The sequence below is a fragment of the Pelagibacterium lacus genome (assembly GCF_003345525.1).
GTDB classification, from domain to species: Bacteria; Pseudomonadota; Alphaproteobacteria; order Rhizobiales; family Devosiaceae; genus Pelagibacterium; species Pelagibacterium lacus.
In genome coordinates this window covers 240,012-265,460 of sequence record NZ_QQNH01000001.1, presented here as the reverse complement: position 1 = coordinate 265,460, position 25,449 = coordinate 240,012, and the positions used below count along the sequence as shown (strand labels likewise).

Here is a 25,449-nt window from a genome sequence, read left to right as displayed (position 1 = left end):
TCAGGCGTTGCCCGAACTGGGGCTCAGCGTCGCGCGGGTGATGCCCAGCCGGCCCAGCGCCGCGTCATATTTCTTGCGCGCCGGGGTCTCGAACAGCAGGGCGTCGGAGCGTTCGACGGTCAGCCAGCCATTGTGGCCCAGTTCCGCCTCGAGCTGTCCCGAGCTCCAGCCGCAATAGCCCAGGGCCAGAAGGCTCCGGCGCGGGCCCTTGCCCTCGGCCATGGCCCGCAGGATGTCGAGCGTGGCGGTGAGGCAGATTTCTCCGTCCACCGCATAGGAATTGCCGTCGCGGAAATAATCCGAGCTGTGCAGCACGAAGCCGCGGCTCGAATCCACCGGGCCGCCCTTGTAGACATCCTGCGCCAGCAGCCGTTCGGAAATGCGGATCTCGTCCGCCCTGTCGCCCAGGTCGACTTCGGCTAGCACGTCGGACAAATGCATGTCGGGCATGGGTTTGTTGACCACCAGCCCCATCGCGCCGTCCTCGCTATGGGCGACGAGAAAGATCACCGTTTCTGCAAACCGCTCGTCTTCCATATCCGGCGTGGCGACGAGAAACTGTCCCTTGAGGGATTGCATTTCTACTCTCTTTCTCTCCCCGCGCCATCAAGGGTAGTCCCTTGCACGCGATATTCAATCGATGGCCGATCACGAAGCGATGAACGGCTTTGTTTTTCCCGCTCTGCAACGCTAACGTTCGGCCCATGAAATCGATCGCCGCAACCCTCCTATGCTTTTTTCTGGCCGCTCCCGTCGCACTTGCCGGCGAGACCGACTGGGTCGAACTGGCGCCCGGCGTCACGGCGCGGCTCGTCTCGTCCGACACCCCCGCGGCCGATGGCCTGTGGATGGGCCTCGAGATCGACATGCCCGCCGATACCAAGACCTATTGGCGCGTCCCGGGGGAAAGCGGCATTCCCCTCAGTCTCGATATTTCCGCTTCCCGCGACATCGCCGCGCTCGAAATGGCCTGGCCGTTCCCGCAGCGGGAAACCGGCAATGGCTATGTCGACCACGCCTATTATGGCCGTGTGCTGCTGCCGTTCAAGCTCTCGATTTCCGGCGCCAGCCCCCGGCTCGATGCCCGGGTGATGCTGGGCATCTGTTCGGAAATCTGCATCCCGGCCTCGGCCCATCTCGTGCTGGCGCCCGATCTGGCGGCCCCCGACAGTGCCAATGGTTTCCGCATCCGGCAGGCGCTGGCCGATGTGCCCCTGCCCATCGAGGGCCATGAGATTCTGGGCAGCGCCCGGTTCGACGCCGATTCGGGGACCGTCATGGTCGACCGCATCGATGCCGGGTTCGACCCGGCCTCGATGATCGCCGAACTCGACGGCCATACCGTGGTCTTCGATCAGCCCCGGCTGAGCGCCGATGGCGCGACCATCGCCTTTTCCCTTCTCGGCCGCATCGGGCCCGATCTCCTGGACGGCGCCGATATGCGCTTTTCCTACCAGACCTCCGATGGCCCCTATGAGGTGACGCGCCCGCTCGGCGATTAGAACGCGCCCTATGCCTCGACGTCACGCGAGAATTCCCATAGAACCGGATCGACGCGCCGGAGGGCGCGCTGTTTGCAGAGAAGCGTTTTCCTTTGAAGAGGTAGGTTTTCATGACCATCGAGCCCGGCCAGCCCATTCCTTCGGTCCCCATCAAGCACGTGACCGGGGCCGGCGTCGCCGATGCCAGCAGCGCCGATGTGCTGGGCTCGGGAACTGTGGTGTTCTTCACCGTGCCGGGCGCTTTCACGCCCACCTGCCACCTCAACCACCTGCCCGGCTATGTCGCCGCCGCCGATGAGCTCAAGGCGGCCGGCGTCGATCGGATCGTGTGCGGAACCGTCAATGACCACCACGTGGTAAAGGCCTGGGCCGAAGCCAGCGATCCGGACCACAAGCTCGAATTCATCGCCGATGGCCTGGGCCGCCTGGCAAAGGAACTCGATCTGGTCCGCGACCTCACCTCGGGTGGCCTCGGGCTTCGGTTCAGCCGCACCTCGCTCCTCATCCGCGACGGCGTCGTCGAGCAGGTCAATGTCGAAGGTGTACCGGGAGAGGTGACGAACTCGGGAGCACCCGCTATGCTGGCTTCGCTCAAGAGCTGACAGGGCGGCGAGGGACGCAGGATGCACGCTTTCATTCCCAGACTGGTCGGGGCCGTTCTGGTTCCGGCGCTTTTGGCCGGATGTTCGGTCGGTTCGATGTTCGGCGGCTCCGATGATGCGAGCTACGCCAATGTCACCGCCTCCCCGGCTCAGGTGACGGCGGCTGCCAATAGCGCCATTCCGGCCATCGCCACCCAGTGTCCCCCGATCCGCATCCGCGCGGGCGCCGAATATTACCGCTCCTATGCCGGCAATCGCAGCTCCGATCCTTCGGCCCTGCGCTTCCAGGGCGTGCTCGATCGGGCCTCGCGCAATTGCGTATCGTCCAATGGCGCGATCACCATCGACATGGGCGTGGTCGGCCGCGTGATTCTCGGTCCCTCCGGGGCCGATGGAACGGTGGCCGTGCCCCTGCGCTTCGCCATCCAGCGCGATGGCCTCGCGGTCTTTTCCGAACGCTACGACATTTCGGTCAGTGCGAGCAGCGCCAGCGCCAACGAGTTCAGTTATACCATCGAGGATGTGGCCATTCCCTATGTGGGCGGGGAAACCATCACCATCTTCGTGGGCTTCGACAATTAAGCCGGATTGACGAAGGCGGCCATTTTGTTCATGGTCGCCGCTATCAGCGGGAGAGATCGCAGCCGATAAGGCTGCGGCGCCGAAGGAGCAACCGCCCCGGAAACTCTCAGGCACAAGGGACCGCTGATAAAAGTAAGACTCTGGAAAGCGGGAGCACCAGCTCCTCACCGACGGGCGTAACTGGAGCCGATGGCTCCGGGAAATCTCTCAGGTTGACCGACAGAGGGGGCACCGCGCAACGATACGCCATAGCGTGTATCGTCGGTGCTGCTTTGAGGAAAACCGGAGAACCCGCATGGCCGACAGTGCCGAACCCGATCTGCTTCGAACCGCTCTTTACGACCGGCACCTCGCCCATGGCGGGCGCATGGTCGAGTTTGGCGGCTATGCGCTGCCCGTCCAATATAAGGGTATCGTCGCCGAACACCTGCATACCCGCGCGGCTGCGAGCCTGTTCGACGTCTCCCATATGGGCCAGATCACCGTCACCGGCCCCGATCACGCGACCACCATCGCTGCCCTCGAAGCGCTGACGCCCGCCGACCTCGCCTCCCTCGCCCCCGGCGAGATGCGCTATACCGTGCTGCTCAACGCCCGGGGCGGCATCGAGGACGATTTGATCGTCACCCGCCCGGCCGAAGGGATGGAGCCCGACGGGGTGATGCACATGGTGGTCAACGCCGCCCGCAAGCATCACGACCTGGCCTTCCTGCGCAGCCATGGCGAAGCCGATGTGGCGTTCGACCTGCGCGACGATCTCGCCCTCCTTGCCCTGCAGGGCCCCGAGGCGGCCGAAATCCTCGCCCGGCACACCGATCTGGCTACCCATCTGGGCTTCATGCAGTCGGGCGCGACCCGGATCGAGGGCGTGCCCGTCACCTTGTCGCGCTCCGGCTATACCGGCGAGGACGGGTTCGAGCTTTCCCTCTCCGCCGCCGACGCGCCGACGATCTTCGATCTCCTCGTCGCCGACGATCGGGTCGAACCGGCCGGGCTCGGGGCGCGCGACAGCCTGCGGCTCGAGGCCGGGCTGTGCCTTTACGGCCACGACATGGACGATACCACCGATCCGGTGACGGCCGGCCTCATCTTCGCCATCGGCAGGAACCGGCGGACCGCAGGCGGCTTCACCGGCGCCGAAGCCGTCATTGCCCGCATCGCCGATGGTCCGGTCCGCAAGCGCGTCGGCATCCGCTTCGAGGGCCGCCAGCCCGTACGCGAGGGCTCCGAACTGGTCGATGCCGAGGGCAATGTCATCGGCCGGGTCACGTCCGGCACCTTCGGGCCCACGGTGCAGGCCTCCATCGCTATCGGCTATCTGCCCGTCGCCATCGCCAGGGAAGGGGCCGCCGTCACAGCCCTGGTGCGCGGCAAGCCCGTTTCAGGCACAATCGTCAAAACGCCGTTCGTACCGCATCGCTATTTCCGCAAACCCGTCTGACCCCGAGGGGACCTCACCATGACCACCCGCTACACCACCGACCATGAATATGTCCGTGTCGAAGGCAAGATCGGCACCATCGGCATTTCCGATTACGCCCAGGCCCAGCTCGGCGACATCGTCTTCGTCGAGCTGCCCGCCGTCGGCGCCAGTCTCAAAAAGGGCGACGAAGCCGCCGTCGTCGAATCCGTCAAGGCGGCCTCCGAGATCTATTCGCCCGTCTCGGGCACGGTGACCGAAGTCAATGAGGCGCTGACCGACAATCCCGGCCTGATCAATTCCGACCCGGCCGATGGCGGCTGGATCTTCCGGGTCGAAATGTCCGACGCGGCCGAACTCGATGGCCTCATGGACGAAGCGGCCTATACCGACCACACAGCCTGACCCCAGCCCCGGACCCCGCGATGCGCTATCTTCCCCATTCCGCCGCCGACCGCGAGCATATGCTCGGCGTGATCGGCGCCGGCTCCATCGACGAATTGTTCGCCCCCGTGCCGCGCTCGGTGCTGGGCACTTTCAGCCCCGACCTGCCCGATCACCAGCCCGAATTCGGCGTCGAGGCCCATATGCGGGCGCTGGCAGGCCGCAATCACGCGGCGGGCGACGGGCCGTTCTTCATCGGCGCCGGGGCCTATCGCCACCACGTCCCGGCCACCGTCGATCATCTCATCCAGCGCTCGGAATGGCTCACCGCCTATACGCCCTATCAGCCGGAAATCTCCCAGGGCACCTTGCAGATGCTGTTCGAGTTCCAGACCCAGGTGGCGCGGCTCACCGGCATGGAGGTCGCCAATGCCTCCATGTATGATGGCTCGACGGCGACCGCCGAGGCCGTGCTCATGGCGCGGCGCATCACGCGGAAGAACAAGGTCATTCTCTCCGGTGGCCTCCACCCCCATTATCGGGACACGGTGGTCACCTATCTTTCGGGCGAGGAGGGGCTGCAATGCCTCTCGCCGTCTCCCGAAGGGCAGGGCGACATCGTCGATCGCATCGACGACCAGACGGCGGCCATCGTCATCCAGACTCCCGATTTCTATGGCCATCTGCGCAATGTCTCGGCGCTGGCCGACGCTGCCCATGAAAAAGGCGCGCTGCTGATCGTCGTCGTCACCGAGATCGTCTCACTCGGTCTGCTCGAAGCGCCCGGCGCGCTGGGGGCCGATATCGTCGTGGCCGAGGGCCAGTCGATCGGCAATCCGCTCACCTTCGGCGGCCCCTATGTCGGCCTTCTGGCCTGCCGCGAGAAATTCGTGCGCCAGATGCCCGGACGTCTGTGCGGCGAAACCGTCGATGCCGAGGGCCAGCGCGGGTTCGTTTTGACCCTCTCGACCCGCGAGCAGCACATCAGGCGCGAAAAGGCGACCTCCAATATCTGCACCAATTCCGGCCTGTGCGCCCTGGCCTTTTCCATCCATCTGTCCCTTCTGGGCGAAAAGGGGCTGACCCGGCTGGCACGCCTCAACCATTCCCGCGCCACGGCGCTCGCCGATGCCCTTGCGGGGGCCGGCATCGAAGTGCTCAACCGCACATTCTTCAACGAGATGACCGTCCGCCTGCCGCAGCCCGCCGTCCCGGTGGTCGAGGCGCTGGCCGCCAAGGGCATTCTGGCCGGCGTGCCGGTTTCCCGGCTCGAACCGGGCAAGCCCGAGGTCGAAAACCTTCTCGTCCTCGCCGCTACCGAACTCACCACCGACGCCGATATCGCGGCCCTTGTCGACGGTCTCAAGGGAGAACTCGCATGAGCATGAACGCCCAGGGCCGCCCCACGGCGCCCGCTCCCGAGACCCGTCCGGCCGCTTCCGGCCCCGCCGCGCTGCTGCCGGCCGAGCCGCTGCTGTTCGAAATCGGCGATCATGACCATTCCGGCGTCGACCTGCCCGATGTCGAGATCTCCGACGACCGGCTGGGCGGCCTGCGCCGCAAGGCGCCGCTCGATCTGCCCGGCCTCACCGAGCCTGAGGCCATGCGCCACTATGTGCGCCTGTCGCGCCGCAATTACTCCATCGATTCCGGCATGTATCCGCTCGGTTCGTGCACCATGAAGCACAATCCGCGCCTCAACGAGAAAATGGCCCGTCTGCCCGGCTTTGCCGATATCCACCCCTTGCAGCCCGTCTCCACCGTGCAGGGCGCGCTGATGGCCATGGAGCAGCTGAGCCACTGGCTGATGGAATTGACCAACACCGCCGCCGTCGCCCTGTCACCCAAGGCCGGGGCCCATGGCGAGTTGTGCGGCATGATGGCCATCAAGGCCGCGCACGAGGCCAGGGGGCAGGGGCATCGCAGGATCGTCCTCGTCCCCGAAAGCGCCCATGGCACCAATCCGGCCACCGCAGCCTTCCTCGGCTATGCGGTCCGGTCCATCGACGCCAATGAAAACGGCACCGTCGATGTCGCCGCGGTCAAGGCGGCGCTCTCCGACGATGTCGCGGCCATCATGCTCACCAATCCCAATACCTGTGGCCTGTTCGAATCCCAGATCATCGAGATCGCCGCCGCGGTGCACGAGGCCGGCGCCTATTTTTACTGCGACGGCGCCAATTTCAACGCCATCATGGGCGTGGTGCGGCCCGGCGACCTGGGCATCGATGCCATGCATATAAACCTCCACAAGACCTTCTCGACCCCGCATGGGGGTGGCGGGCCGGGCTCTGGCCCGGTGGTGCTCTCCGAGGCGCTGGCGCCCCATGCGCCCGTGCCTTTCGTTACCCGGGATGGCGACAGCCTCGGGCTTGCCGAGCACGCCGGCGAAGGAAGTCTGGGCCGGCTCACCGCTTTCCACGGCCAGATGGGCATGTATATCCGCGCCCTGACCTATATGCTCAGCCACGGCGCCGACGGGCTGGCCCAGGCGGCCCGCGACGCGGTGCTCAACGCCAATTACCTCAAGGCGCGGCTCGACGATCTCTTCACCGTGCCCTTCGATGGCCAGCCGGTCATGCATGAGGTGCTGTTCGACGACAGCTTCCTCAAGGGCAGCGGCATATCCACCCTCGATTTCGCCAAGGCCATGATCGATGAGGGCTATCACCCCATGACCATGTATTTCCCGCTGGTCGTGCAGGGCGCCATGCTGATCGAGCCCACCGAAAGCGAGTCGCTCCAGACCCTCGACGCTTTCGTCGAAACCATGCGCGAACTCGCCGAGGATGCCAAAGCGGGCAATGTCGGGCGCTTCGCCCAGGCGCCCATGCGCGCGCCCCTGCGCCGGCTCGACGAGACCCGCGCCGCCCGCCAGCCGCGGTTGAAATACCAGCCCCTGGCCGCTGCGGCGGAGTGACGCGATGGCCCGCCGTCAAGGCGGGCCATCGGCTTTCCGGGCTCAGAAAGCGATTGATCGGGGCGGCAAACGCCCTAAACTCCCCTCGCAATATTCGGAGGGCGGCAATGACGAATATGAACCCCCACGTGCTTGAAACGTTCAGGTTTCAAGCCGAGGCCTGCCGAAGTCTGGGCTCCCCGTTCACGGCCATGCTGTGCGACCTGTTCGCCGAGCGCCTCACCGATTCCTCGCGCTTCGGCGCGCGCATCCTCGCCTGGCCCGAATCGGCCCGCGCCGACGCCTTGGCTTTGCGCGCCGCCGGGGCGCTGCATGCGCTGATCCGCTCGGGCCGCGCGCGTGATCTCGCCGCGCTCTATCCGCCCCTCGAAGCCAAGCCCGACCAGCTCTGGGCCGCCATAGAAGGCGCCATCGCCAAGCACGACGATTTCCTGCACGATTTTCTCGACAGCCCGCCCCAGACCAATGAGGTCATGCGCTCCTCCGCGCTGCTGGGCCTCTCCCTGCGCCTCGCCGAGCGCTTCGAAATGCCCTTGGCGCTCTATGAGATCGGCGCCAGCGCCGGGCTCAACCTCGCCTTCGACCGCTATCGCTATGTGTTGGGCGAGGGGCGCGAATGGGGCGATCCCGACGCGCTGGTCCAGATCGAGAGCGAATGGCGCGGCAATCTGCCGCCGCTCGACGCCAGGCTCGAGATCGCCAGCCGCTCCGGCTGCGACCGCAACCCTCTCGATCCGCACAATCCCGAGGCCGTCGAGCGCCAGCTGGCCTATATCTGGGCCGACCAGCACAACCGCATCGGCCGCGTGTCGGCGGCCCTCTCCGCGGCCGCGTCCATGCCCTATGCTGTGGAAAAGGCCGACGCCGCCGACTGGGTCGAGGCCCATCTGGCCGCGGCGCCCGAACCCGGCATCGTCCGCGTCTTTTTCTACACCATCGTCTGGCAATATCTGTCCCAGGCCACCAAGGCCCGCATCGACGCGGCCTTCGAGGCGGCGGGAGCGGTGGCCACGGCGGAAACGCCGCTGGTGCGCATGTATATGGAATCCGAGCACCATCCTGGCGGCGCGGTGCTCAAGCAGACAGTCTGGCCCGGCGAAGAGAAAAAGACCGTGGGGCTTTCCGACTACCACGGCCGCTGGGTCGACTGGGCATGAAAAAAGGCGGCCCTTGCGCCGCCTTTCAGTTGCCGATGCGGAGTTAGATCAGTCCAGCGCCGCCACCACGATGATCTCCACCCGCAGGTCGGGCGAGGCCAGCCGCGCTTCGTAGCAGGCGCGGGCCGGCGGATTGGCCGGATCGATCCATTTGTCATAGACCGAATTCATCGCCGCGAAATCGGCGATATTGGACAGCAGCACCTGGGCCGTGAGGACCTTGGACTTGTTGCTGCCCGCTTCGGCCAAGAGGGCGTCGATCTTGTTCAGCACCTGGCCGGTCTGTTCTTCTATGGTCGCGAACCGGTCCTTGGCGACCTGTCCGGCCAGATAGAGCGTGTTGCCGTGCTTGACCGCCTGGCTCATGCGGGCGCCGGGCTGCAGTCGTTCGATAGCCATGATGATGGTCCCCTACAAAAAAAAATGGGCCGATGCCGGCCCATTCGAGATGATGTTAATTGAGCCGCTGCGCGACGTCCTGGATCGATTGCCCCACCAGGGCATCGCCCTGCGTCTTGGCCTGGTCGGCGAGGATGATCCGCGCCGCCTCGATCGCCACGTCGGCGGACCGCGAGCGGACATCGGCCAGGGCCTGCGCCTCGGCCTGGGCGATCTTGTCCTCGACTGCCTTGGTGCGGCGGGCCACCAGGTCGGCCAGCGACTTCTCGGCCTCGGCGGTCAGGCGCTCGGCTTCCTCGCGCGCTGCCGCGACGATCTCCTCGGCCTCGCCTTCGGCGGCCTTGCGCTTGCGCTCATATTCGGCCAGCAGCGCCTGGGCTTCTTCGCGCAGGCGGCGGGCTTCGTCGAGATCGGCTTCGATCTTGGCGATGCGGCTGTCGAGCACCTTGGCGATCAGCCCGGGCACCTTGAAATAGATGATGATCGCGAAGAACAGGAGGAGTGCGATGAACGCCCAGAATGTGGCATCGAGTTCCATGGCTTACTCCTTGGAGACTTTGGCGACGGCGTCGCGGGCGGATTCGGCCGGGACCGTGCCCACCAGCTGGGCCACCACGGCCTGTGCGGTTTCCGCGGCGATCTCGCCCACATGGCCCATGGCTTCGGCCTTGGTCGCAGCGATGCTTTCTTCGGCGGCGGCCACCTTCTTGGCAAGGCTGGCTTCCACCTTGGCGCGCTCCGCGTCGAGCTTGGCCTTGTTTTCCGTGCGGGCCTTTTCGGCGATCGCATGCGCGTTGGACCGGGCTTCGGCCAAGGCGGCCTCATAGGACGCGATGGCCTGGTCGGTCTTCTGGCGCAGCCGTTCGGCTTCCGCCAGGTCGCCCTCGATCCGGTCGCGGCGCTCTTCGAGAATCACGCCGATCCGGGGCAGGGCCACCCGCTTCATGACGAAGTAGAGCACGGCGAATGTGATGACGAGCCACAGAAGCTGGGAGGGGTATGTCGTGGCGTCGAAAGGAGGAAAGACGCCCGTGACGTGCTCCTCGCCATGCGCGCCGATTTCGATATGGGTCTGGCCGTCGGGGGAGTCTTCGAGCGAGATCACGTGGTCTTCCAATGGATCGAAGGCTTCCTCGATCTGGGTTTCCTGTGCCTGAACCGGGCTAATCATGCGCTATCCGCCAATTGAACGTCTGGTGGGCCGGCTTTCACCGGCACATGATGAGGCAGCCGAAGCACGCTCCGGCCGCCTTCAAGAAGTACTGAACGCGGAGGTCGATCAGACCGCGAACAGGAGCAGAAGAGCAACCAGGAACGAGAAGATGCCCAGAGCTTCGGTCACGGCGAAACCGAAGATCAGGTTGCCCGACTGGCTGGGGGCGGCCGACGGGTTGCGCAGGGCGCCCGAGAGGAAGTTGCCGAAGATGTTGGCCACGCCAATTGCGGCGCCAGCCATACCGAAACAGGCGATACCGGCACCGATGTACTTTGCGGCTTCAGCTTCCATTTTGTGATCCTTTCAAAGCCTTAGAACTGAGGGGTCTACTTGGAGTTTAATGCGACGGGTGGATCGCATCGTTGAGGTACATGGAGGTCAGCACGGCAAACACATATGCCTGCACTGTCGAGACCATGAATTCGAGGGCGGTGATCGCCACGCCCATGAGGAGCGGCAGCACCGCGCCCACGATACCCACCGCGCCCAAGGAGGCGAGCGAAACCACGAAGCCGGTGAACACCTTGAGCGTGATATGGCCGGCCAGCATGTTGCCGAACAGACGGACCGAGAGCGAAATCGGCCGCGACAGGAACGAGATCACCTCGATCGGCGTCACGATGGGAACGATGTAGCCCGGAACGCCCGAGGGCACGAAGAGTTTTAGGAATTTCGGCCCGTTCTTGATGAAGCCATAGGCCACCACCACGGTCATCACCAGCATGGCGAGCGCGAAGGTCACGATGATCTGGCTGGTGAAGGTATAGAAATACGGGATCATGCCGAACATGTTCCCGATGAAGATGAACATGAACAGCGAGAACACCAGGGGGAAGAACTTCATGCCCTCAGTGCCCGCATTGCTTCGCACCATGTTGGCCACGAATTCATAGGCCATTTCCGATGTCAGCTGCCAGCGATTGGGGATCAGGCCCCGGCGGCGCGTGGTGAGGATCAGATAGGCGCAGATGGTGAGGGTGGTCAGCGCCATGAACAGGGAGGAATTGGTGAAAGCGAGCGAAATGCCGCTGCCTTCGGTGCCGTCGCCGCCGATGGTCCCGAAGGAAAAGATGTCATAGATGACAAATTGGTGAATCGGATCGTTCGCCAAGGTCTTTAAGCCCCTATCTCGTCCTTCAGTCCGTTTCGTCCGCATCCGGGGATGAGGACCTTTGAGCGTTCAGCTCCGCCACTACACGAGTGACGTTCAAAATACCAGCCGCAAACCCCACCATGAACATGATGAGCAGCGCCCAGGGCGTGGTCCCCGCGACCATGTCGATCAGGTAGCCTATACCCGATCCGACCAGGATCGCCGCAACGAATTCGGCACCGATGCGCAAGCCCCGCGCCAGTGTCGACATATCGCCCTGCCGGGAAGATTGCGGGTCGGCCTGGGCCGCCGCGCGCGCTTCCTGTGCCTTCCTGATCCGGTCTCCGAGATCGGATGTCTCCGATTGCGGACGAGGGGGCGTGGTTCCAGCCGGTTTGTCGTCGGAATTGGTCACTTCAAAACCACCGCTCCAGCCCAGCCGGACACCCGGCAGGTGGGTGCCTTCAAAGTCGCGCGCACCATAGTGATGCGACCCATCAGTGTCAAGCAGGGTTCGATGACAAAAATCAATGTGATTTCAACGCCTTGTTGCCTTTTTGCCAGGGTGCGGCATCGCGTCAACGCGCCCATTGTGTCGAGATGATGGCCCGGCGGGGGAATCTGCCTGCGTTCAAGCGCTGGCGGCGAGGGACAGCAGCCCGCCGATGATCGCCATGTTGGAGAGGAAGACACCCAGCAGCATGGAGCGCTCCGGCTCGGCCTTGTCCCAGAAATTGACCAGCATCAGGCTTGCCGCGATCGTGAAGACGATAAGGGCGAAGGCAGAATAGGGCACCACGAGGCCGAGCGCCAGCAGGATGCCGAATCCGACCTGATAGGTCGAGCCGACGATCAGCACCGTCTTGGGCATGGGCACGCCGCGCGCCGCGAGGGCGGGGGTGATGGCATCGAGCTGTGGAAAATGGCGCAGCCCGCCCACGATGAACAGCGCCCCCATGAGAAAGCGCGCCAGAATCAGCATGGGGCCGGCCATCTGCTCGATCATCAGCTCGCCTCGAGAAAGGTTTCGGCCGTGCGCAGGTCGACCGAGACCAGTTGGCTCACCCCGCGCTCGGGCATGGTCACCCCGAACAGCCGGTCCATGCGCGCCATGGTGATCGGATTGTGGGTGATGACCAGAAACCGCGTCTCGGTGCGCTGGCGCATCGATTCGAGCAGGTTGCAGAACCGCTCCACATTGGCGTCGTCGAGCGGGGCGTCCACCTCGTCGAGCACGCAGATCGGCGCCGGATTGGTGAGGAACACCGCAAAGATCAGGCTCATCGCCGTCAGCGCCTGTTCCCCTCCCGAGAGCAGCGTCATGGTCTGGGGCTTCTTGCCCGGCGGCCGGGCGATGATTTCCAGCCCGGCCTGCAGGGGATCGTCGCTTTCGACGAAGGTCAGCTCCGCCGTGCCGCCGCCGAACAGCGTGGTGAACAGCTCGCGGAAATGGGTGTTTACCTTTTCGAACGCCTCCATCAGCCGCGCCCGGCCCTCGCGGTTGAGATTGGAAATGCCGGTGCGCAACTTGGCGATGGCCGCGATCAGGTCCTCGCGGTCATTGACCATGGTGTCGAGCTTGTCCTGCACCTCCGCCGCTTCCTCCTCGGCCATGAGGTTGACCCCGCCCAGCCGCTCGCGCTCCGCCTTGAGCCGCTCCACCCGCGATTCGGTGGCCGCTTCCTCGGGAAGGGCGCTTTCGGGGCGGATGCCGGCCGCCTCCGCGGTGCGGTCCGCGGCGATGCCCAGGGTCTCGACGATCTGGCGCTCCACCTGCTGGCGCGTCGCCACATTGGCCTTCAGCCGTTCTTCCACGCGCGCCATCTCGGCCCGCGTGTCGGCCAGCCCCTCGGCGGCCAGCCGCGCCGCGCGGTCGGCGTCCTTATAGGCCGATTGCGCTGCGCTGAGGGTGTCGGATGCCCGCTTGCGCGCATATTCGGCGTCTTCGAACTGGTCGTCCAGCGCCGCGCGCTTGACGTCGAACGCATCAGGCGTTGCGTTGAGCTCGCCGATCTGCCCCTCGATCTCGCCGCGCCGCCGCCTGAGGGTTTCGATCTGCCCCTCGGCTCCCTGTCGCCGCCGCTGCCAGCTCTCCAGTTCCTGCCCGATGCGGGAAAGCCGCGATTGCCGCATCTGCGACGCGCTTTCATAGCCCGCCAGCCGCACCCGCGCCTGTTCGGAGGCGTCGCGCAGGCCGGCCAGCGCCCGCTGCCGCGTCTCGGCCTCGCGCACCGCGTCGCCTTCCTCGCCCAGTTCGCTCAGCACGGCCTGGGCCTCCTCCGCCGCCGCCTGCGCCTCGGCGAGGCTGTCCTCAAGCCGGGTCCGCGCTTCCTCCAGCGCCGTCTGCCGCGCATTGAGCTCGGCGAGGTTCTTGTGCGCCGCATCGAGCCCGGCCTGGGCCGCCGCGATCGTCCTTTGCGCGTCCCGCCACGCGGCCCGCTGCTGGGCTTCGGCCTGCCGAGCTGCGTCCAGCCGCGCCCGCAATGCCGCGACCCGCGCCTGCGCCTCGCCGCGCGCAACCCGCAAGGTCTTGATCGCGCTGTCGAGTTCGGCGAGCCGGTTGCGCTGGGCGAGGCGCTGCGCCGCCGGAGTGGGCGCGTCGGCCTTGGCGACGAACCCGTCCCAGCGCCACAGCCCACCCTCCCGGCTCACCAGCCGCTGCCCCGGCCGCAGCCCGGCCATCAGCCGCGCCCCATCCGCCACGTCTTCGACCAGCCCGATCTGGTCGAGCCGGCGCCGCAGCAGCGGCGTGCCCGAAACGAAGGCCGACAGCGCCTTGACCCCCTCGGGCAGGGCGGGGTCGTCGGGCAGGGCCTCGCTCTGGGTCCAGTAGAGTGGGGCGGCGCTGTCCGAGGAAGCGTCCAGATCGTCCCCCAGCGCGGCGCCCAAAGCGGTTTCCATGCCCGGCGCCACCGTCAGCGCATCGACCACCGCCGGCCACAACGATCCGCCATCCACATTGAGCACCCGCGCCAGTGTCTCGGCCTCGCTTTCCAGCCGGTTGAGCCGGGCCTCCATATCGGCCAGGAGCGGTTGCGCCGCTTCGAACTCGCCTTCCGCGTCGGCGACCGCCGCCTCGGCGATCTCGACCTGTTCCTCGGCCATGGCCGCCGTTTCCTGCGCTGTTTCCAGCGCGGCGCGCCGCTCGGCCACGGTGTGGTCGGCATCGAGGCTGGCCTGCACCGCCTCGGCATCCCGCGCCACATCGTCGAGCTGACCCTGCAATCGGGCGAGGCGCTGCATCGCGTCCTCGGCCGATCGGGTCGCCTGGCTGCGCTGAGCGCGGATCGCCGCCACGGCCTCGGCGGCCTGCCGCGCCAGCGCCTCGGCTTCGTCCAGCGCCGCGCGGGCTTCCTCGGCCCGGGCGCGGGCCACCTCGCTCGCGTCCGCGTCGCTTTCGGCGGCTTCAGTCAAGTCCTCGCGCTCGGCGACCAGACTCTCGATCAGCCCCTCGCTTTCGCCGATCAGCGCCGTCTCGCGCCCGATATCGGTATCGATCTGCCGCAGCCGGTCCTCCAGCTCGGCCCGGCGCGAATTGGCCCGGCGCAATTCTTCCTCGAGTTGCCCGCGCAGTATGGTGAGGCGCTGCAACACCGCGCCCGCCGCCGCATCCGCGTCGCGCAGCGGCTGCAATTCGGCGTCCATGGCCTCGAGCACCTTCTTGGCCTGATGCTCGAGATGGCTGGCCTCGGCCAATTGGTTGATCAGCCGGCCCTGCTGCGCCTCGGTTTCCTTTTCCGCATAGCGCGCCTTTACCCAGCGGATGTGATAGAGCGTCGCCTCGGCGCGGCGGATGTCCCCCGACAGGGCGCGATAGCGCGTCGCCTGCCGCGCCTGGCGCTTGAGCGTTTCGAGCTGCACCTCGACCTGGGCGATGATATCGTCGACCCGTTCGAGATTCTGCTCGGCCGCCCGCAGGCGCAGTTCCGCCTCGTGCCGGCGCGAATGCAGCCCCGAGATCTCGGCGGCTTCTTCCAGCAGGGCCCGCCTTTGCGTCGGCTTGGCGGCGATCAGTTCGCCGATCTGGCCTTGGCGCACCAGGGCGGGCGAATGCGCGCCGGTCGAGGCGTCGGCGAACATGAGCTGCACGTCCCGCGCCCGCACCTCGCGGCCGTTGATGCGATAGACCGAGCCCTGCTCGCGCTCGATGCGGCGGGAGATTTCCAGCGTGTCGGCGGTGTTGAACTGCTGCGGCGCCGTGCGGTCGGCATTGTCGAGGACGACGGTCACTTCCGCCGAATTGCGCGCCGGCCGGTTGCCCGAGCCCGAAAAGATCACATCGTCCATGCCCGAGGCGCGCATGGCCTTGTACGAGCTTTCGCCCATCACCCAGCGCAGCGCCTCGACCAGGTTGGATTTTCCGCACCCGTTCGGCCCCACGACTCCGGTAATGCCGGGTTCGAGCACCAGTTCTACGGGATCGGAGAAGGATTTGAAGCCCAGGAGCCTGAGGCGCGAAAACTTCATTCCGCGCCTCGGCAGCAGGAGCGGCTAGAGCTGGTTCTCGATTTCGGCCGACAACGCTTCATAGGTATAGTTGCCCTCGAATCTCCGGCCATTGATATAGAAGGTCGGCGTCCCCTGGAGCCCGAAGCTGTTCAGGGCCTGCTCGCGCGTGGCTTCGATAGCAGCCAACAAGTCCTCGTCGGTCAAGACGTCCTCGAACCTTTCCTGTGTAAACCCGAATTGCTGGGCCACTTCGAAGATGGCCTGGCGCGGATTTTCGCTCGCGGCCCACACGTTCTGGGTCTGGAGATAGGTCGACAGCACCTCGTTATACTGCTCGCCGGCCGCCTCGGCGACCATGAACACCGCGAGGTCGAGCACGTTGCGGCGGAACGGGCGGGCGATGAAGCGGATCTTGCCCGTATCGATATAGGTTTCCTTGATCTGGGGCAGGACGGTCATGTGGAACTGCGCGCAATGCGGGCAGGTGGGCGAAACATATTCGACCACGGTGACCGTCGCATCGACACCGCCCATGGGACGGTCGGGCAGGGGCGGGTTGTTGATCGCATCGCCATTGATCGGTTCGATCGCCGAACCGTCATAGAGCTCGACATCCCCCTCGGCGGCGGGCGCATCCCCGGCCGGGGCCGCATCCGGGCTCTGGGCATTGGCGGTCGAGGTGTCGCCGCAGCCGTAAAGCAGCGAGACAAGACCAATACTCGAGCCGGCGAGCAGCAGGTTGCGTCGGTTGAGCATGACAGTTCTAACTCCTGATCGAAAAATCCAATAAAGTGCGCGCACACTACACGTCAGCTTCAAGGCGGCAAGGGGGCAGGGCGTTCACATGCCGGTGAGTCCGTGACGGGACCGTCATCCTTTGCCCAGGACGCCGCGCCCCAGCCTGTCGAGCGCCGCGCGCAGTTCCGGATTGGAAACGCTAGCGGTTTCCTTCTCGATCCGAGCCAGGGCCACCCGGCTCGGCGCCGGCTTCGATGCTGAGGCGGCGGCGGGCAGGGACAGCGGATTGAGCGATAGCCTCACCGAGCGCACCAGATGATAGCCGAAATAGCGGTTGATGGCCCCCACGATCTGCGGCGCGTCATGGGCGAGCATCACCTTGTAGCTTTCGATGCAGCGCAGATAGAGCACCGCGCCCTCGGGATCGGGCCGGCCCTTGCGCGGCCAGACCATCTTGTCGGGCATGGTCGCCGCGTTCCAGGGGGATGGGGCGATGACCTGCCAGTTGGCGATGATCTCCCGCCCGGCGAAGCCCCGCCGGCGCAGCACCGGGTCGAGCATGCCGTCGACCACGTCGCCGAGCTGGATCGCCCGGTTCTTCCGTTTCGGCGGGGGAGATTTCCTGGTCATGCTTGCGCCGTCATCGTGTGAGCCTTACCACCTCCATTATGGCCCAATCCGCCCCCTCGCAACACACCCTTGCTCCGACAATCGATTCCCGGGCGGTCCTCGCCTGGTATGACCGGCATGCCCGCGACCTGCCTTGGCGGGTGGCGCCGGCCGATCGGGCGCGCGGGGCGCGGCCCGATCCCTATCGCGTCTGGCTGAGCGAAATCATGCTGCAGCAGACCACCATCGCCGCCGTGCGCAAATATTTCGCCGCCTTCACCACCCTGTGGCCCACGGTCCGCGATCTGGCGGCGGCTCCCCTCGACGACGTCCTCGTCCAATGGGCCGGGCTGGGCTATTACGCCCGGGCGCGGAACCTGCATGCCTGCGCCCGCGCCGTGGTCGAGCGCTTCGACGGGGTCTTCCCCACCAGCGCGGCGCAATTGCGCGATCTTCCCGGCATCGGCGATTACACCAGCGCCGCTATCGCCGCCATTTGCCATGACGAGCAGGTCGCGGTGGTGGACGGCAATGTGGACCGCGTTCTGGCCCGTTTCCGCGCGCTGGAAAAGGCCGTGCGCGAGGAAAAGCCCCTGATCCGCGCCGCCGTGCAAGCGGCGGTGCCGGCCCGCGCCGGCGATTTCGCCCAGGCAATGATGGATCTGGGCGCCACCATCTGCGCGCCGCGCCGCGCCAATTGCCTCCTCTGCCCGCTCGAACCCGATTGCCTGGGCGCGCGCAGCGGCCATCCGCTGGCCTATCCCGTCCCGCCCGCCAAGGCGGAAAAGCCCCGGCGCCACGGCCATGCCTTCATCATCCGCCACCCCGAGGGCAAGGTGTTCGTGCGCCAGCGGGGGCCCAAGGGCCTCTTAGCCAAAATGACCGAAATTCCCGGCAGCCCCTGGCAGGAGGACGAGGCGGAGCCCGCCTTTCCCTTCGCCGCCGATTGGCGGGCGGTGGGCGCGGTCACCCACACCTTTACTCATTTCCACCTGGCGCTTTCGGTCTGGATGGCGCGGGGCGATCATCCGCTCGACGAGGGCTGGTGGGCCGACGAAACGCGCCTCGACAACGAAGCCCTGCCCAGCCTCTTTCGCAAGGTCCTCGCGGCGGCGGGGATATCCTAGAGTGTTTCCAGAATAAGTGGATTCCACTTATTCGGTTCGGAAACGCGATAAAACAAAGACTTAGAGCAATGAAGGCGTTTCAAAGAAACGCAGAAATGCTCTAAACAAAAAGCGCCCCCGGTGGGAAAACCGGGGGCGAGGAATGCCTGACTGATTGGAGGTCGGAATCAGGCAGAGAGCTTGTCCATGCTGGCGCGCACCCTGGTGCGCAATTCGTCGATCGGGATGGCCGATCCCTTGTCCTCATAGTGCCAGAAGGTCCACCCGTTGCAGGCTTCGAAGCCCTGTACGAGAGCGCCAACCCGGTGGATCGAACCACTCTTGTCGTCGCTGACCAGTGAACCGTCGACACGAACCACTGCACTATAACGCCGACCGGCGTCGAAAAGTTTCGTCCCCGGTGCGATCAACCCCTGTTCGATCAGCGATCCGAACGGAATGCGCGGGGCTGCGCGCTTGGGCACGCTGGTTTCTATCACATGGGAATCGTGCGGTTTGATGGCCGCAATGCGTTTCAATGCTGCATTTATATAGGTGTTTTCGCGTTCGATGCCGATGAAGCGCCGCCCCAGTTTCTTGGCCACCGCCCCGGTCGTGCCCGTGCCGAAGAACGGGTCGAGCACCACGTCGCCCGGCCGTGTCGTCGCCATCAGCACCCGGTAGAGCAGGGCCTCGGGCTTCTGGGTCGGGTGGACCTTGTCGTCATTGGCGTCCCGCAGCCGTTCGCCGCCGGTGCAGATGGGAAACAGCCAGTCGGACCGCATCTGCGTGTCGTCATTGGCCAGCTTGAGCGCTTCATAGTTGAAGGTCGGGCGGCTCTTTCGGCTGCGCGAGGCCCAGATCAGCGTCTCATGGGCATTGGTGAACCGCGTGCCGCGGAAATTGGGCATCGGGTTGGCCTTGCGCCACACCACGTCGTTGAGCATCCAGAAGCCCAGATCCTGCAAGGCGGTGCCGACGCGGAAAATGTTGTGATAGGAGCCGATCACCCAGATCGCCCCGTCCGGCTTGAGAACCCGCCGCGCCGCCGCCAGCCATTCGCGCGTGAACCGGTCGTAATGGGCAAAGCTCTCGAACTTGTCCCAATCGTCGTCCACCGCATCGACGCGCGACTGGTCCGGGCGCGTCAGGCCCTCTTCGAGCTGCAGATTGTAGGGGGGGTCGGCAAAGATCAGGTCGACCGAGGCCTCGGGCAGGCCGTTCATATGCGTGATGCAGTCGCCAACCAGGATCGTGTCGATGGGGAGGTGGCTTTCGCAAGCCTCCGGGGCGCGCTTCCGCGCGGCAGAGCCGGTACGCAACATACTGATAACCCTAACGCAAAACTAACAGGGCATTTGTAGCCCGTTAGGGTTAAACCCCGGCTAAGCGTTACGGTTAACAGGCCCTTACCGGCGCGCTGCCAGCACCGGGGCAAAGCTCATCCGGTGCAGGTCCGAGGGGCCGTGCGCGGTCAGCGCCTCCAGATGCAGCGCCGTGCCATAGCCCTTGTGCCGGCCGAAACTGTAATGGGGATGGCCGCAATCCATGATGCGGCACATGCGGTCCCGCACCACCTTGGCGACGATCGAGGCCGCCGCGATCGAGACGCTTTTACCGTCGCCGCCGATGACGAACTGCCCGGGGCAGGAGAGCTCGGCCGGGATGCGGTTGCCGTCGATCAGCGCCAGGTCGGGCCTGAGCGGCAGGGCGTCGAGCGCCTTGCACATGGCCCACATGGTGGCGCCCAGGATGTTGAGCCTGTCGATCACCTCGACCGGCGCGGCGCAGAACCCCACCTGCGCCGTTTCCATGATCTCGGCGAACAGGGCCTCGCGCCGCTCCTCGGTGAGCTTCTTGGAATCGTTGAGCCCGGCCGGCACGCGCCGGGGATCGAGGATCACCGCGGCGGCCACCACCGGCCCGGCCAGCGGCCCGCGCCCGGCTTCGTCGATGCCGGCCACCAGCCGCGCACCGGCTCGCACCGCCTCTTGCTCATAAAAGAGGTCGGGCAGGGGGGCTGGCGCGGCAGCCGGTTTCGAATCGCGTTTGACCATGGGCGCTACAATGCCAAACCCCTTGGGCGAGGCAAGGGCGCGATTGTCAGAACAGGCTCAATTGTGGCGAGTCCGGTTTGGGATGCGCGAACAGGTCGGTGCGCAGCGGCACCATCTGCTCGTCCAGCCCCAGCCGGGCAATCGCCTTTTCGAACCGCTGATGCATCAGCGTCGCATAGGGCCCCTCGCCGGTGAACCGCGTGCCGAAGCGGGGATCGTTGTCGCGCCCGCCCCGCGTGTCGCGCACGAGGTTCATCACGTGCCGTACCTTGTCGGGATAGGTCTTGAGCAGCCACTCGCGGAAGATGTCGCGCACCTCGCCCGGCAGGCGCAGCAGGATCATCGAGGCCATCCGGGCGCCCTGCGCCTTGCCGGCGTCGAGAATGCGTTCGAGTTCGTGGTCGTTGACGGCCGGGATCATCGGCGCGGCCATGATCCGGGTCGGAATGCCCGATTCGGACAGCAGCCGGATCGCTTCCAGCCGCCGCGACGGGGTCGAGGCGCGCGGCTCCATGAAGCGCGAGAGCTTGTGATCCATCGAGGTCACCGAAATCCCCACCGAAACCAGCCCGAGCTTGCTCATCTTGGTGAGGATGTCGAGGTCGCGCACGATCAGCGCCGATTTGGTGACGATGGTCACCGGGTGCCTGGTGTCGAGCAGCACCTTGAGCACTGCGCGCATCACCTTGTATTTGCGCTCCAGCGGCTGATAGGGGTCGGTATTGGTGCCGATGGCGATCGGCTTGGGGCGATAGCGCGGGTTGGCCAACTCGGCCCGCAGCAATTCGGCGGCATTGACCTTGATATAGATGTCGCGCTCGAAATCGATCCCCGCCGAATGGCCGAGATAGGCATGGGTCGGGCGCGCGAAGCAATACGAGCACCCGTGCTCGCAGCCGCGATAGGGGTTGATCGAGCGGTCGAATCCGATATCGGGCGACACATTGCGCGTGATGATCGACTTGGCCCGTTCCACATGCTCGCGGGTTTCGAACCCGTCATCGGGCTCCGGCTCCCAGCCATCGGCGAACATCTCGCGCCTGTGCGCCTCGAACCGTCCGCTTTCATTGCTGGCCGCCCCGCGCCCGCGCAGCCTGGGCGATTCGAGGATCGGCCGGCTCAGAAGATCCATGTCGCGCGTGCCGAACAGGCGCTGCCGCGCTTCGCCGCCCTTCGTCCCAATCGCCAATTGCGCCATGTCCGGCTCCTTGCATTCCGGTTACCCGGGACAAGCCGAATCGCGGCCCATCCGTTCCGTTGACACTAGCGGAACGAATGGAACATAACAAGAACAATTAGGACTTGTGGCCTATCGCTCGGTCAGCCGCGGCATCACTTCGATGAAGTTGCAGGGCACGTGCCGGCTGTCGAACTGGTATTTGAGGATGGCTTCCCAGGCGTCCCGGCAGGCCCCCCGCGAGCCGGGCAGGCAGAAGACGAAAGTGGTCCCGATCAGCCCCGCCGTGGCCCGCGACTGGATCGAGGACGTTCCGATCGTCGTCGCCGAATACTGGTGGAACAGCACCGAGAACCCGTCCATCCGCTTGTCGAACATCGGCTCGATCGCCTCGGGGGTCACGTCGCGGCCGGAAAATCCGGTGCCTCCCGTGGTAAGCACCACGTCGATTCCCTCTTCCTCGACCCAGGCCCTCACCTGGCCGGCGATCGCGTCCCGGTCGTCCTTGACCACGGCGCGATCATAGACCCGGTGCCCCGCCCCCTCGATCATCTCCTTGAGCAGCGCACCGGAGGTGTCCTCCTCGAGGCTCCGCGTATCGGACACGGCGAGAATGGCGAAGGTGACCGGAACGAAAGGATGGGATTCGTCGATCTTATAGGGGAACATTCTTGTCGTCCTCCGGCGGCTGGTCCGCCTGCGATTGGGATGGCTGGTCGGGCAGTTCGATATCGGATTCGTCGAGGCGCGGGTCGAGGTTGAGCGTTTCGGCGGTCATGGGCTCGGATGGCATGGAGCGGAACGGCGCGCGTTCCTCCACCGGGGTGGCCTGGCGGGCGCGCATGCGCAGGAAGGCCATGCCGGCCAGCGCCGTATGGAACACCACCGGCACCATGAAGATCGCCACTGGCCCGAACCATTGCATGGTCATCGACCCGACGATGGGGCCCAGCATCTGCCCCGATCCCAGCACCAGCAGCATCCCCGAGGCCACCTTGGCGAAATTGCCGTCCGCCGCGAAGTCGTTGGCATGCGCCACCGCTATGGCATAGAGCGAATAGGCGGCCAGCCCATAGGCGGCGAAGAACACGTAGAGCAGGGCGTTTTCGCCGGGGTTGAAGAGAATGGTGAGGAGCCCCGCCACCGCCCCCACCAGCGCCACGCCCATCATCACCTTGCGCCGGTCGATGCGGTCCGACAGCCGCCCCAGCGGGATTTGCGCGATGGCGCCCGCAACGATGGCAAGGCTCATGAGATAGGCGACCGTCGCCGTCGAGAACCCGCGCTCTATGCCATAGACCGGCGCCAGCGTGCCGAAGGCGCCATTGGCCATGCCGACCGAAAAGGCCGCGACCACCGCGATGGGCGAGGTGCGGTACAAGAGCCCGATATCGAGCGAGACCTTTTGCAGCGGGGCGGGTTGCGGCGTGCGGGTGACGGCAGTGGGCAGCACCGCGCCGATATAGGCGATGGCGGCGAGGACGAAGGGAAGATAGCCCGCCACCCCGGTCGCCGCGATGATCAGCTGCCCGGCGGTCGAGGCGAACAGCGTCACCGACACATAGATCGAGAACGTGGTGCCCCGGCTTTCATTGTCGGACACCTCGTTGAGCCAGCTCTCGACCACCATGGCCGCGCCGGCAAAGCAGAAGCCCGAGAACACCCGCAGGAACACCCAGGCCGCGTCGTGGATGAAGATGAGGTTGAACAGGATGGTCATGCAGGCCACCGCCGCCATCACCGCATAGGCGCGGATATGGCCGACCTGGCGCACCAGATGCGGCACGAGGATCGAGCCGGAAATGAACCCGATCGACCAGCCGGTGCCGATCAGGCCCAGGCTGAGCAGCGAAAACCCTTCTTCCGAGCCGCGCACGGGCAGGATCAGCCCGTGCATGCCGCCCGCCACCATCAAGAGGGCCGAACTGAACAGCAGGGCGAAGATTTTCACGACTTGCGACATGCCGGGACCTTGGCTGGTTCTCTTGATTGCGGACGCGATCGACATCCTTGATAGCGCACGAGACTAACGACTTCGTAACGCCCTGCCTACCGCGCAAACGGATCGAATCGTTTTTGGTTTCTCCCCATGGCGCAATTGCGGCGGGCCGGCTTGTCAGGCTCCCCGTTCCGGTCTAGCCATAGAGGTCAGCCCCGCCAAGCGGACAGCGTTCGTCCGCCGTTCTCCGGAAGTCTCTCCCCCGTGTCCGACACAAAGTTCTCTCCGGCGTCCTCCCAGCTCCCCTATTTCCGGCGGACCAATGTCATGACCGGGATCGTGCTCAAGATCGCCTCGGTTTTCGTCTTCGTCGCCATGAGCGCCATCATCAAGGGGGCGGAGGGCGTGCCGGTGGGCCAGTTGATCTTCTACCGCTCGGCCTTCGCGCTCGTGCCGGTGCTGATCTTCCTGAGCTTCAGGGGCGAACTCATCACCGGGTTCAAGACCCAGCGGCTCGGCGCCCATATCTTCCGCGGCTGCCTCGGAACCACGGGCATGATCATGATCTTTTTCGGGCTCACCCGCCTGCCGCTTCCCGAAGCGACGACGATCAACTACGCGACGCCCCTGTTCATCGTCATCTTCTCGGCCGTCTTCCTGCGCGAAAAGATCCGTTTCTTCCGCTGGAGCGCGGTGGTGGTGGGGCTGATCGGGGTCATCATCATCATGTGGCCGCGCCTCACCTTCTTTACGAGCGGCGCCGAGGCCATGGGCCCGCAGACCGTCGGCGCCCTGGCCGCCTTCGCCGCCTGCATGGTCTCGGCCACGGCGATGCTCACCGTGCGCAATCTGGTCAAGACCGAGCGCAGCTCGACCATCGTCATCTATTTCTCGCTGGTCAGCACGGTGATCGGCCTGGCCAGCCTGCCCTTCGGCTGGGCGCCGCTCTCGCTCGGGGACGCGCTCATCCTCGCCATGGCCGGCATTGCCGGGGGCGTTGCCCAGATCCTCCTCACCGAGAGCTACCGCCACGCCGAGCTGACCACCGTCGCCCCCTTCGAATATTCCTCGATGATCCTGTCCATCGCGGTCGGCTTTCTGGTGTTCCACGAAATCCCGACGCTCGAAATGCTGATCGGCGGCACCATCGTCACCGCGGCGGGCATATTCATCATCTATCGTGAGCATCGGCTGGGGCTCGATCGCGCCAAGGCGCGCGAGGTGTCGAGCCCGGCCTGACCACACTCACCCCCTGAGCGCCGCCTGGATGGCGAGCAGGTCCTGCCAGGCGAGCTTTTTCGCCGCCGGCTGGCGCAGCAGATAGGCCGGATGCAGCGTCGCCACGGCGCGCATGGTGTGATTGCCCACCGTCAGCTCCCGCCATTGCCCGCGCAGCCGGGTGATCCCCGTATCGGTCTCGAACAGCGTCGAGGCCGAGGCCCCGCCCAGCGCGACCAGCACCTTGGGCGCCACCAGCTCGATCTGCCGATAGAGAAACGGCAGGCAGACCGCCACTTCGGCGGGGGAGGGGGTGCGGTTGCCCGGCGGGCGCCAGGGCACCGTATTGGCGATATAGACCTTGGTCCGGTCCAGCCCGATCGCCTTGAGCATCCGGTCGAGCAATTGGCCCGAGCGGCCGACAAAGGGCTTGCCTTGCAAGTCCTCCTCGCGCCCCGGCGCTTCCCCCACCAGCATGATCTCCGCCTCCGGATTGCCATCGGCAAAGACCAGATTGGTGGCGCGCAGCTTGAGCCCGCACCCGTCGAACCGTTCCAGCATTGCGCGCAGCGCGTCGAGCGAGGTCGCGCCGGCCGCCAGCTCCCGCGCCGCTTCCGGATCGGTATCGGTCGGCGCCGTTGCCGTTGCAGCCATGGGCTGGGCCGGCTGGCCCTGCGGCGGCGTGACGGGCAGGGGCCGGCGCGGCATCGGCGCAGCCAGCGTCGCCGACTGCGCGAAGCGGTCGATCGGCTCTTCGCCCACGGCGATATCGACCCCTGCCGCGACATACCAGTCGAGCACGGCCAGCATCTCGTTTCGATTTAGCTGTCGATTTGCCATTGCGGTCCTTGTTATGGCACACCCCGATATAGGCTTCCACC

At 65.7% G+C, this 25,449-nt stretch carries 27 protein-coding genes and 1 riboswitch; of the genes, 10 read left to right on the top strand and 17 right to left on the bottom strand.

Going from position 1 to position 25,449, the window contains the following annotated elements; genetic code table 11:
• The gene (locus tag DVH29_RS01335) at window positions 1-579 is read right to left on the bottom strand and encodes a YqgE/AlgH family protein (RefSeq protein ID WP_114644338.1); all 579 of its coding nucleotides are present in this window, start codon (window positions 577-579) and stop codon (window positions 1-3) included.
• A 125-nt stretch (window positions 580-704) separates the two neighbouring features.
• Between DVH29_RS01335 and DVH29_RS01330 the strand changes: the two genes are divergently transcribed.
• The 8 genes from DVH29_RS01330 to DVH29_RS01295 all read left to right on the top strand — a co-directional run bounded on the left by DVH29_RS01330 (window position 705) and on the right by DVH29_RS01295 (window position 8,567).
• Window positions 705-1,502: a protein-disulfide reductase DsbD domain-containing protein gene (locus DVH29_RS01330; protein WP_114644337.1), complete on the top strand. Its 798-nt coding sequence runs from the start codon at window positions 705-707 to the stop codon at window positions 1,500-1,502.
• Between the two features lie 110 nt (window positions 1,503-1,612).
• Window positions 1,613-2,104, top strand: a complete 492-nt coding sequence (locus tag DVH29_RS01325; protein ID WP_114644336.1) for a peroxiredoxin — start codon at window positions 1,613-1,615, stop codon at window positions 2,102-2,104.
• Between the two features lie 21 nt (window positions 2,105-2,125).
• The gene (locus tag DVH29_RS01320) at window positions 2,126-2,686 is read left to right on the top strand and encodes a hypothetical protein (protein WP_114644335.1); all 561 of its coding nucleotides are present in this window, start codon (window positions 2,126-2,128) and stop codon (window positions 2,684-2,686) included.
• Between the two features lie 37 nt (window positions 2,687-2,723).
• Window positions 2,724-2,819, top strand: a riboswitch (glycine riboswitch).
• 162 nt (window positions 2,820-2,981) lie between these two features.
• Window positions 2,982-4,127 carry a glycine cleavage system aminomethyltransferase GcvT gene (gene gcvT / locus DVH29_RS01315; protein ID WP_114644334.1) on the top strand — a complete coding sequence of 382 codons (1,146 nt, stop codon included), beginning with the start codon at window positions 2,982-2,984 and terminating at the stop codon, window positions 4,125-4,127.
• 18 nt (window positions 4,128-4,145) lie between these two features.
• Window positions 4,146-4,511, top strand: a complete 366-nt coding sequence (gcvH, locus tag DVH29_RS01310) for a glycine cleavage system protein GcvH (protein WP_114644333.1) — start codon at window positions 4,146-4,148, stop codon at window positions 4,509-4,511.
• Window positions 4,512-4,531: 20 nt separating this feature from the next.
• Window positions 4,532-5,872, top strand: a complete 1,341-nt coding sequence (gene gcvPA, locus DVH29_RS01305; protein WP_114644332.1) for an aminomethyl-transferring glycine dehydrogenase subunit GcvPA — start codon at window positions 4,532-4,534, stop codon at window positions 5,870-5,872.
• Window positions 5,869-7,410, top strand: a complete 1,542-nt coding sequence (gcvPB, locus tag DVH29_RS01300; RefSeq protein WP_114644331.1) for an aminomethyl-transferring glycine dehydrogenase subunit GcvPB — start codon at window positions 5,869-5,871, stop codon at window positions 7,408-7,410. The genes gcvPA and gcvPB overlap by 4 nt, the downstream gene beginning before the upstream one ends.
• A 116-nt stretch (window positions 7,411-7,526) precedes the next feature.
• Window positions 7,527-8,567 (top strand): DUF2332 domain-containing protein, encoded by a 1,041-nt coding sequence (locus DVH29_RS01295; protein WP_114644330.1) that lies wholly within the window; start codon window positions 7,527-7,529, stop codon window positions 8,565-8,567.
• Between the two features lie 48 nt (window positions 8,568-8,615).
• Here DVH29_RS01295 and DVH29_RS01290 read toward each other — a convergent pair whose 3' ends face one another.
• The 10 genes from DVH29_RS01290 to DVH29_RS01245 form a co-directional block, all read right to left on the bottom strand.
• The gene (locus DVH29_RS01290; RefSeq protein ID WP_114644329.1) at window positions 8,616-8,966 is read right to left on the bottom strand and encodes a RidA family protein; all 351 of its coding nucleotides are present in this window, start codon (window positions 8,964-8,966) and stop codon (window positions 8,616-8,618) included.
• A 55-nt stretch (window positions 8,967-9,021) separates the two neighbouring features.
• Window positions 9,022-9,504 (bottom strand): F0F1 ATP synthase subunit B family protein, encoded by a 483-nt coding sequence (locus DVH29_RS01285; protein WP_114644328.1) that lies wholly within the window; start codon window positions 9,502-9,504, stop codon window positions 9,022-9,024.
• Window positions 9,505-9,507: 3 nt separating this feature from the next.
• Window positions 9,508-10,137, bottom strand: a complete 630-nt coding sequence (locus DVH29_RS01280; protein ID WP_114644327.1) for a F0F1 ATP synthase subunit B — start codon at window positions 10,135-10,137, stop codon at window positions 9,508-9,510.
• Between the two features lie 108 nt (window positions 10,138-10,245).
• Window positions 10,246-10,473 (bottom strand): F0F1 ATP synthase subunit C, encoded by a 228-nt coding sequence (locus DVH29_RS01275; protein ID WP_014129708.1) that lies wholly within the window; start codon window positions 10,471-10,473, stop codon window positions 10,246-10,248.
• A 46-nt stretch (window positions 10,474-10,519) separates the two neighbouring features.
• Window positions 10,520-11,293 carry a F0F1 ATP synthase subunit A gene (locus DVH29_RS01270; RefSeq protein WP_114644326.1) on the bottom strand — a complete coding sequence of 258 codons (774 nt, stop codon included), beginning with the start codon at window positions 11,291-11,293 and terminating at the stop codon, window positions 10,520-10,522.
• Window positions 11,294-11,318: 25 nt separating this feature from the next.
• Entirely contained in the window at window positions 11,319-11,690 is a 372-nt protein-coding gene (locus DVH29_RS16550; RefSeq protein ID WP_245944839.1) for an AtpZ/AtpI family protein, read from the bottom strand.
• A gap of 216 nt (window positions 11,691-11,906) precedes the next feature.
• A complete protein-coding gene (locus DVH29_RS01260) occupies window positions 11,907-12,281 on the bottom strand; it encodes a DoxX family protein (RefSeq protein ID WP_114644325.1) in 375 nt (124 codons plus the stop codon).
• A complete protein-coding gene (gene smc / locus DVH29_RS01255) occupies window positions 12,281-15,742 on the bottom strand; it encodes a chromosome segregation protein SMC (RefSeq protein ID WP_114644324.1) in 3,462 nt (1,153 codons plus the stop codon). Before smc ends, DVH29_RS01260 begins: the two co-directional genes overlap by 1 nt.
• A 24-nt stretch (window positions 15,743-15,766) precedes the next feature.
• Window positions 15,767-16,480, bottom strand: a complete 714-nt coding sequence (locus tag DVH29_RS01250) for a DsbA family protein (RefSeq protein ID WP_114644323.1) — start codon at window positions 16,478-16,480, stop codon at window positions 15,767-15,769.
• Between the two features lie 114 nt (window positions 16,481-16,594).
• Window positions 16,595-17,092 (bottom strand): DUF721 domain-containing protein, encoded by a 498-nt coding sequence (locus DVH29_RS01245; RefSeq protein WP_114644322.1) that lies wholly within the window; start codon window positions 17,090-17,092, stop codon window positions 16,595-16,597.
• Window positions 17,093-17,130: 38 nt separating this feature from the next.
• On the opposite strand from DVH29_RS01245, the gene DVH29_RS01240 reads away from it, so the two are divergent.
• Window positions 17,131-18,198 carry an A/G-specific adenine glycosylase gene (locus tag DVH29_RS01240; protein WP_114644321.1) on the top strand — a complete coding sequence of 356 codons (1,068 nt, stop codon included), beginning with the start codon at window positions 17,131-17,133 and terminating at the stop codon, window positions 18,196-18,198.
• Between the two features lie 167 nt (window positions 18,199-18,365).
• Here the strand turns inward: DVH29_RS01240 and DVH29_RS01235 are convergent, their stop codons facing one another.
• From DVH29_RS01235 to DVH29_RS01215, 5 genes are all read right to left on the bottom strand, one after another.
• Window positions 18,366-19,502 carry a site-specific DNA-methyltransferase gene (locus DVH29_RS01235; protein ID WP_114644320.1) on the bottom strand — a complete coding sequence of 379 codons (1,137 nt, stop codon included), beginning with the start codon at window positions 19,500-19,502 and terminating at the stop codon, window positions 18,366-18,368.
• 84 nt (window positions 19,503-19,586) lie between these two features.
• Complete coding sequence (rnhB, locus tag DVH29_RS01230) at window positions 19,587-20,234, bottom strand: ribonuclease HII (RefSeq protein WP_114644319.1); 648 nt, start codon at window positions 20,232-20,234, stop codon at window positions 19,587-19,589.
• Between the two features lie 46 nt (window positions 20,235-20,280).
• On the bottom strand, window positions 20,281-21,366 hold the full coding sequence (locus DVH29_RS01225) for a PA0069 family radical SAM protein (RefSeq protein WP_245944851.1): 1,086 nt from the start codon (window positions 21,364-21,366) through the stop codon (window positions 20,281-20,283).
• Between the two features lie 177 nt (window positions 21,367-21,543).
• Window positions 21,544-22,080, bottom strand: a complete 537-nt coding sequence (gene moaB / locus DVH29_RS01220; RefSeq protein WP_114644317.1) for a molybdenum cofactor biosynthesis protein B — start codon at window positions 22,078-22,080, stop codon at window positions 21,544-21,546.
• Window positions 22,067-23,374: an MFS transporter gene (locus DVH29_RS01215; protein WP_114644316.1), complete on the bottom strand. Its 1,308-nt coding sequence runs from the start codon at window positions 23,372-23,374 to the stop codon at window positions 22,067-22,069. The genes moaB and DVH29_RS01215 overlap by 14 nt, the downstream gene beginning before the upstream one ends.
• A 303-nt stretch (window positions 23,375-23,677) precedes the next feature.
• Here DVH29_RS01215 and DVH29_RS01210 point away from each other — a divergent pair, with 303 nt between their 5' ends.
• Entirely contained in the window at window positions 23,678-24,589 is a 912-nt protein-coding gene (locus DVH29_RS01210; protein ID WP_114644315.1) for a DMT family transporter, read from the top strand.
• Window positions 24,590-24,595: 6 nt separating this feature from the next.
• Here DVH29_RS01210 and DVH29_RS01205 read toward each other — a convergent pair whose 3' ends face one another.
• Window positions 24,596-25,408 carry a uracil-DNA glycosylase gene (locus DVH29_RS01205; protein ID WP_114644314.1) on the bottom strand — a complete coding sequence of 271 codons (813 nt, stop codon included), beginning with the start codon at window positions 25,406-25,408 and terminating at the stop codon, window positions 24,596-24,598.
• Between the last annotated feature and the right edge of the window lie 41 nt (window positions 25,409-25,449).

Excerpts from the sequence above, each read along its gene's own strand:
- DVH29_RS01335 (WP_114644338.1), bottom strand. The coding sequence starts at position 579 with ATGCAATCCCTCAAGGGACAGTTTCTCGTCGCCACGCCGGATATGGAA.
- DVH29_RS01330 (WP_114644337.1), top strand. The coding sequence starts at position 705 with ATGAAATCGATCGCCGCAACCCTCCTATGCTTTTTTCTGGCCGCTCCC.
- DVH29_RS01325 (WP_114644336.1), top strand. The coding sequence starts at position 1,613 with ATGACCATCGAGCCCGGCCAGCCCATTCCTTCGGTCCCCATCAAGCAC.
- DVH29_RS01320 (WP_114644335.1), top strand. The coding sequence starts at position 2,126 with ATGCACGCTTTCATTCCCAGACTGGTCGGGGCCGTTCTGGTTCCGGCG.
- gcvT (WP_114644334.1), top strand. The coding sequence starts at position 2,982 with ATGGCCGACAGTGCCGAACCCGATCTGCTTCGAACCGCTCTTTACGAC.
- gcvH (WP_114644333.1), top strand. The coding sequence starts at position 4,146 with ATGACCACCCGCTACACCACCGACCATGAATATGTCCGTGTCGAAGGC.
- gcvPA (WP_114644332.1), top strand. The coding sequence starts at position 4,532 with ATGCGCTATCTTCCCCATTCCGCCGCCGACCGCGAGCATATGCTCGGC.
- gcvPB (WP_114644331.1), top strand. The coding sequence starts at position 5,869 with ATGAGCATGAACGCCCAGGGCCGCCCCACGGCGCCCGCTCCCGAGACC.
- DVH29_RS01295 (WP_114644330.1), top strand. The coding sequence starts at position 7,527 with ATGAACCCCCACGTGCTTGAAACGTTCAGGTTTCAAGCCGAGGCCTGC.
- DVH29_RS01290 (WP_114644329.1), bottom strand. The coding sequence starts at position 8,966 with ATGGCTATCGAACGACTGCAGCCCGGCGCCCGCATGAGCCAGGCGGTC.
- DVH29_RS01285 (WP_114644328.1), bottom strand. The coding sequence starts at position 9,504 with ATGGAACTCGATGCCACATTCTGGGCGTTCATCGCACTCCTCCTGTTC.
- DVH29_RS01280 (WP_114644327.1), bottom strand. The coding sequence starts at position 10,137 with ATGATTAGCCCGGTTCAGGCACAGGAAACCCAGATCGAGGAAGCCTTC.
- DVH29_RS01275 (WP_014129708.1), bottom strand. The coding sequence starts at position 10,473 with ATGGAAGCTGAAGCCGCAAAGTACATCGGTGCCGGTATCGCCTGTTTC.
- DVH29_RS01260 (WP_114644325.1), bottom strand. The coding sequence starts at position 12,281 with ATGATCGAGCAGATGGCCGGCCCCATGCTGATTCTGGCGCGCTTTCTC.
- smc (WP_114644324.1), bottom strand. The coding sequence starts at position 15,742 with ATGAAGTTTTCGCGCCTCAGGCTCCTGGGCTTCAAATCCTTCTCCGAT.
- DVH29_RS01250 (WP_114644323.1), bottom strand. The coding sequence starts at position 16,480 with ATGCTCAACCGACGCAACCTGCTGCTCGCCGGCTCGAGTATTGGTCTT.
- DVH29_RS01245 (WP_114644322.1), bottom strand. The coding sequence starts at position 17,092 with ATGACCAGGAAATCTCCCCCGCCGAAACGGAAGAACCGGGCGATCCAG.
- DVH29_RS01240 (WP_114644321.1), top strand. The coding sequence starts at position 17,131 with ATGGCCCAATCCGCCCCCTCGCAACACACCCTTGCTCCGACAATCGAT.
- DVH29_RS01235 (WP_114644320.1), bottom strand. The coding sequence starts at position 19,502 with ATGTTGCGTACCGGCTCTGCCGCGCGGAAGCGCGCCCCGGAGGCTTGC.
- rnhB (WP_114644319.1), bottom strand. The coding sequence starts at position 20,234 with ATGGTCAAACGCGATTCGAAACCGGCTGCCGCGCCAGCCCCCCTGCCC.
- DVH29_RS01225 (WP_245944851.1), bottom strand. The coding sequence starts at position 21,366 with ATGGATCTTCTGAGCCGGCCGATCCTCGAATCGCCCAGGCTGCGCGGG.
- moaB (WP_114644317.1), bottom strand. The coding sequence starts at position 22,080 with ATGTTCCCCTATAAGATCGACGAATCCCATCCTTTCGTTCCGGTCACC.
- DVH29_RS01215 (WP_114644316.1), bottom strand. The coding sequence starts at position 23,374 with ATGTCGCAAGTCGTGAAAATCTTCGCCCTGCTGTTCAGTTCGGCCCTC.
- DVH29_RS01210 (WP_114644315.1), top strand. The coding sequence starts at position 23,678 with ATGACCGGGATCGTGCTCAAGATCGCCTCGGTTTTCGTCTTCGTCGCC.
- DVH29_RS01205 (WP_114644314.1), bottom strand. The coding sequence starts at position 25,408 with ATGGCAAATCGACAGCTAAATCGAAACGAGATGCTGGCCGTGCTCGAC.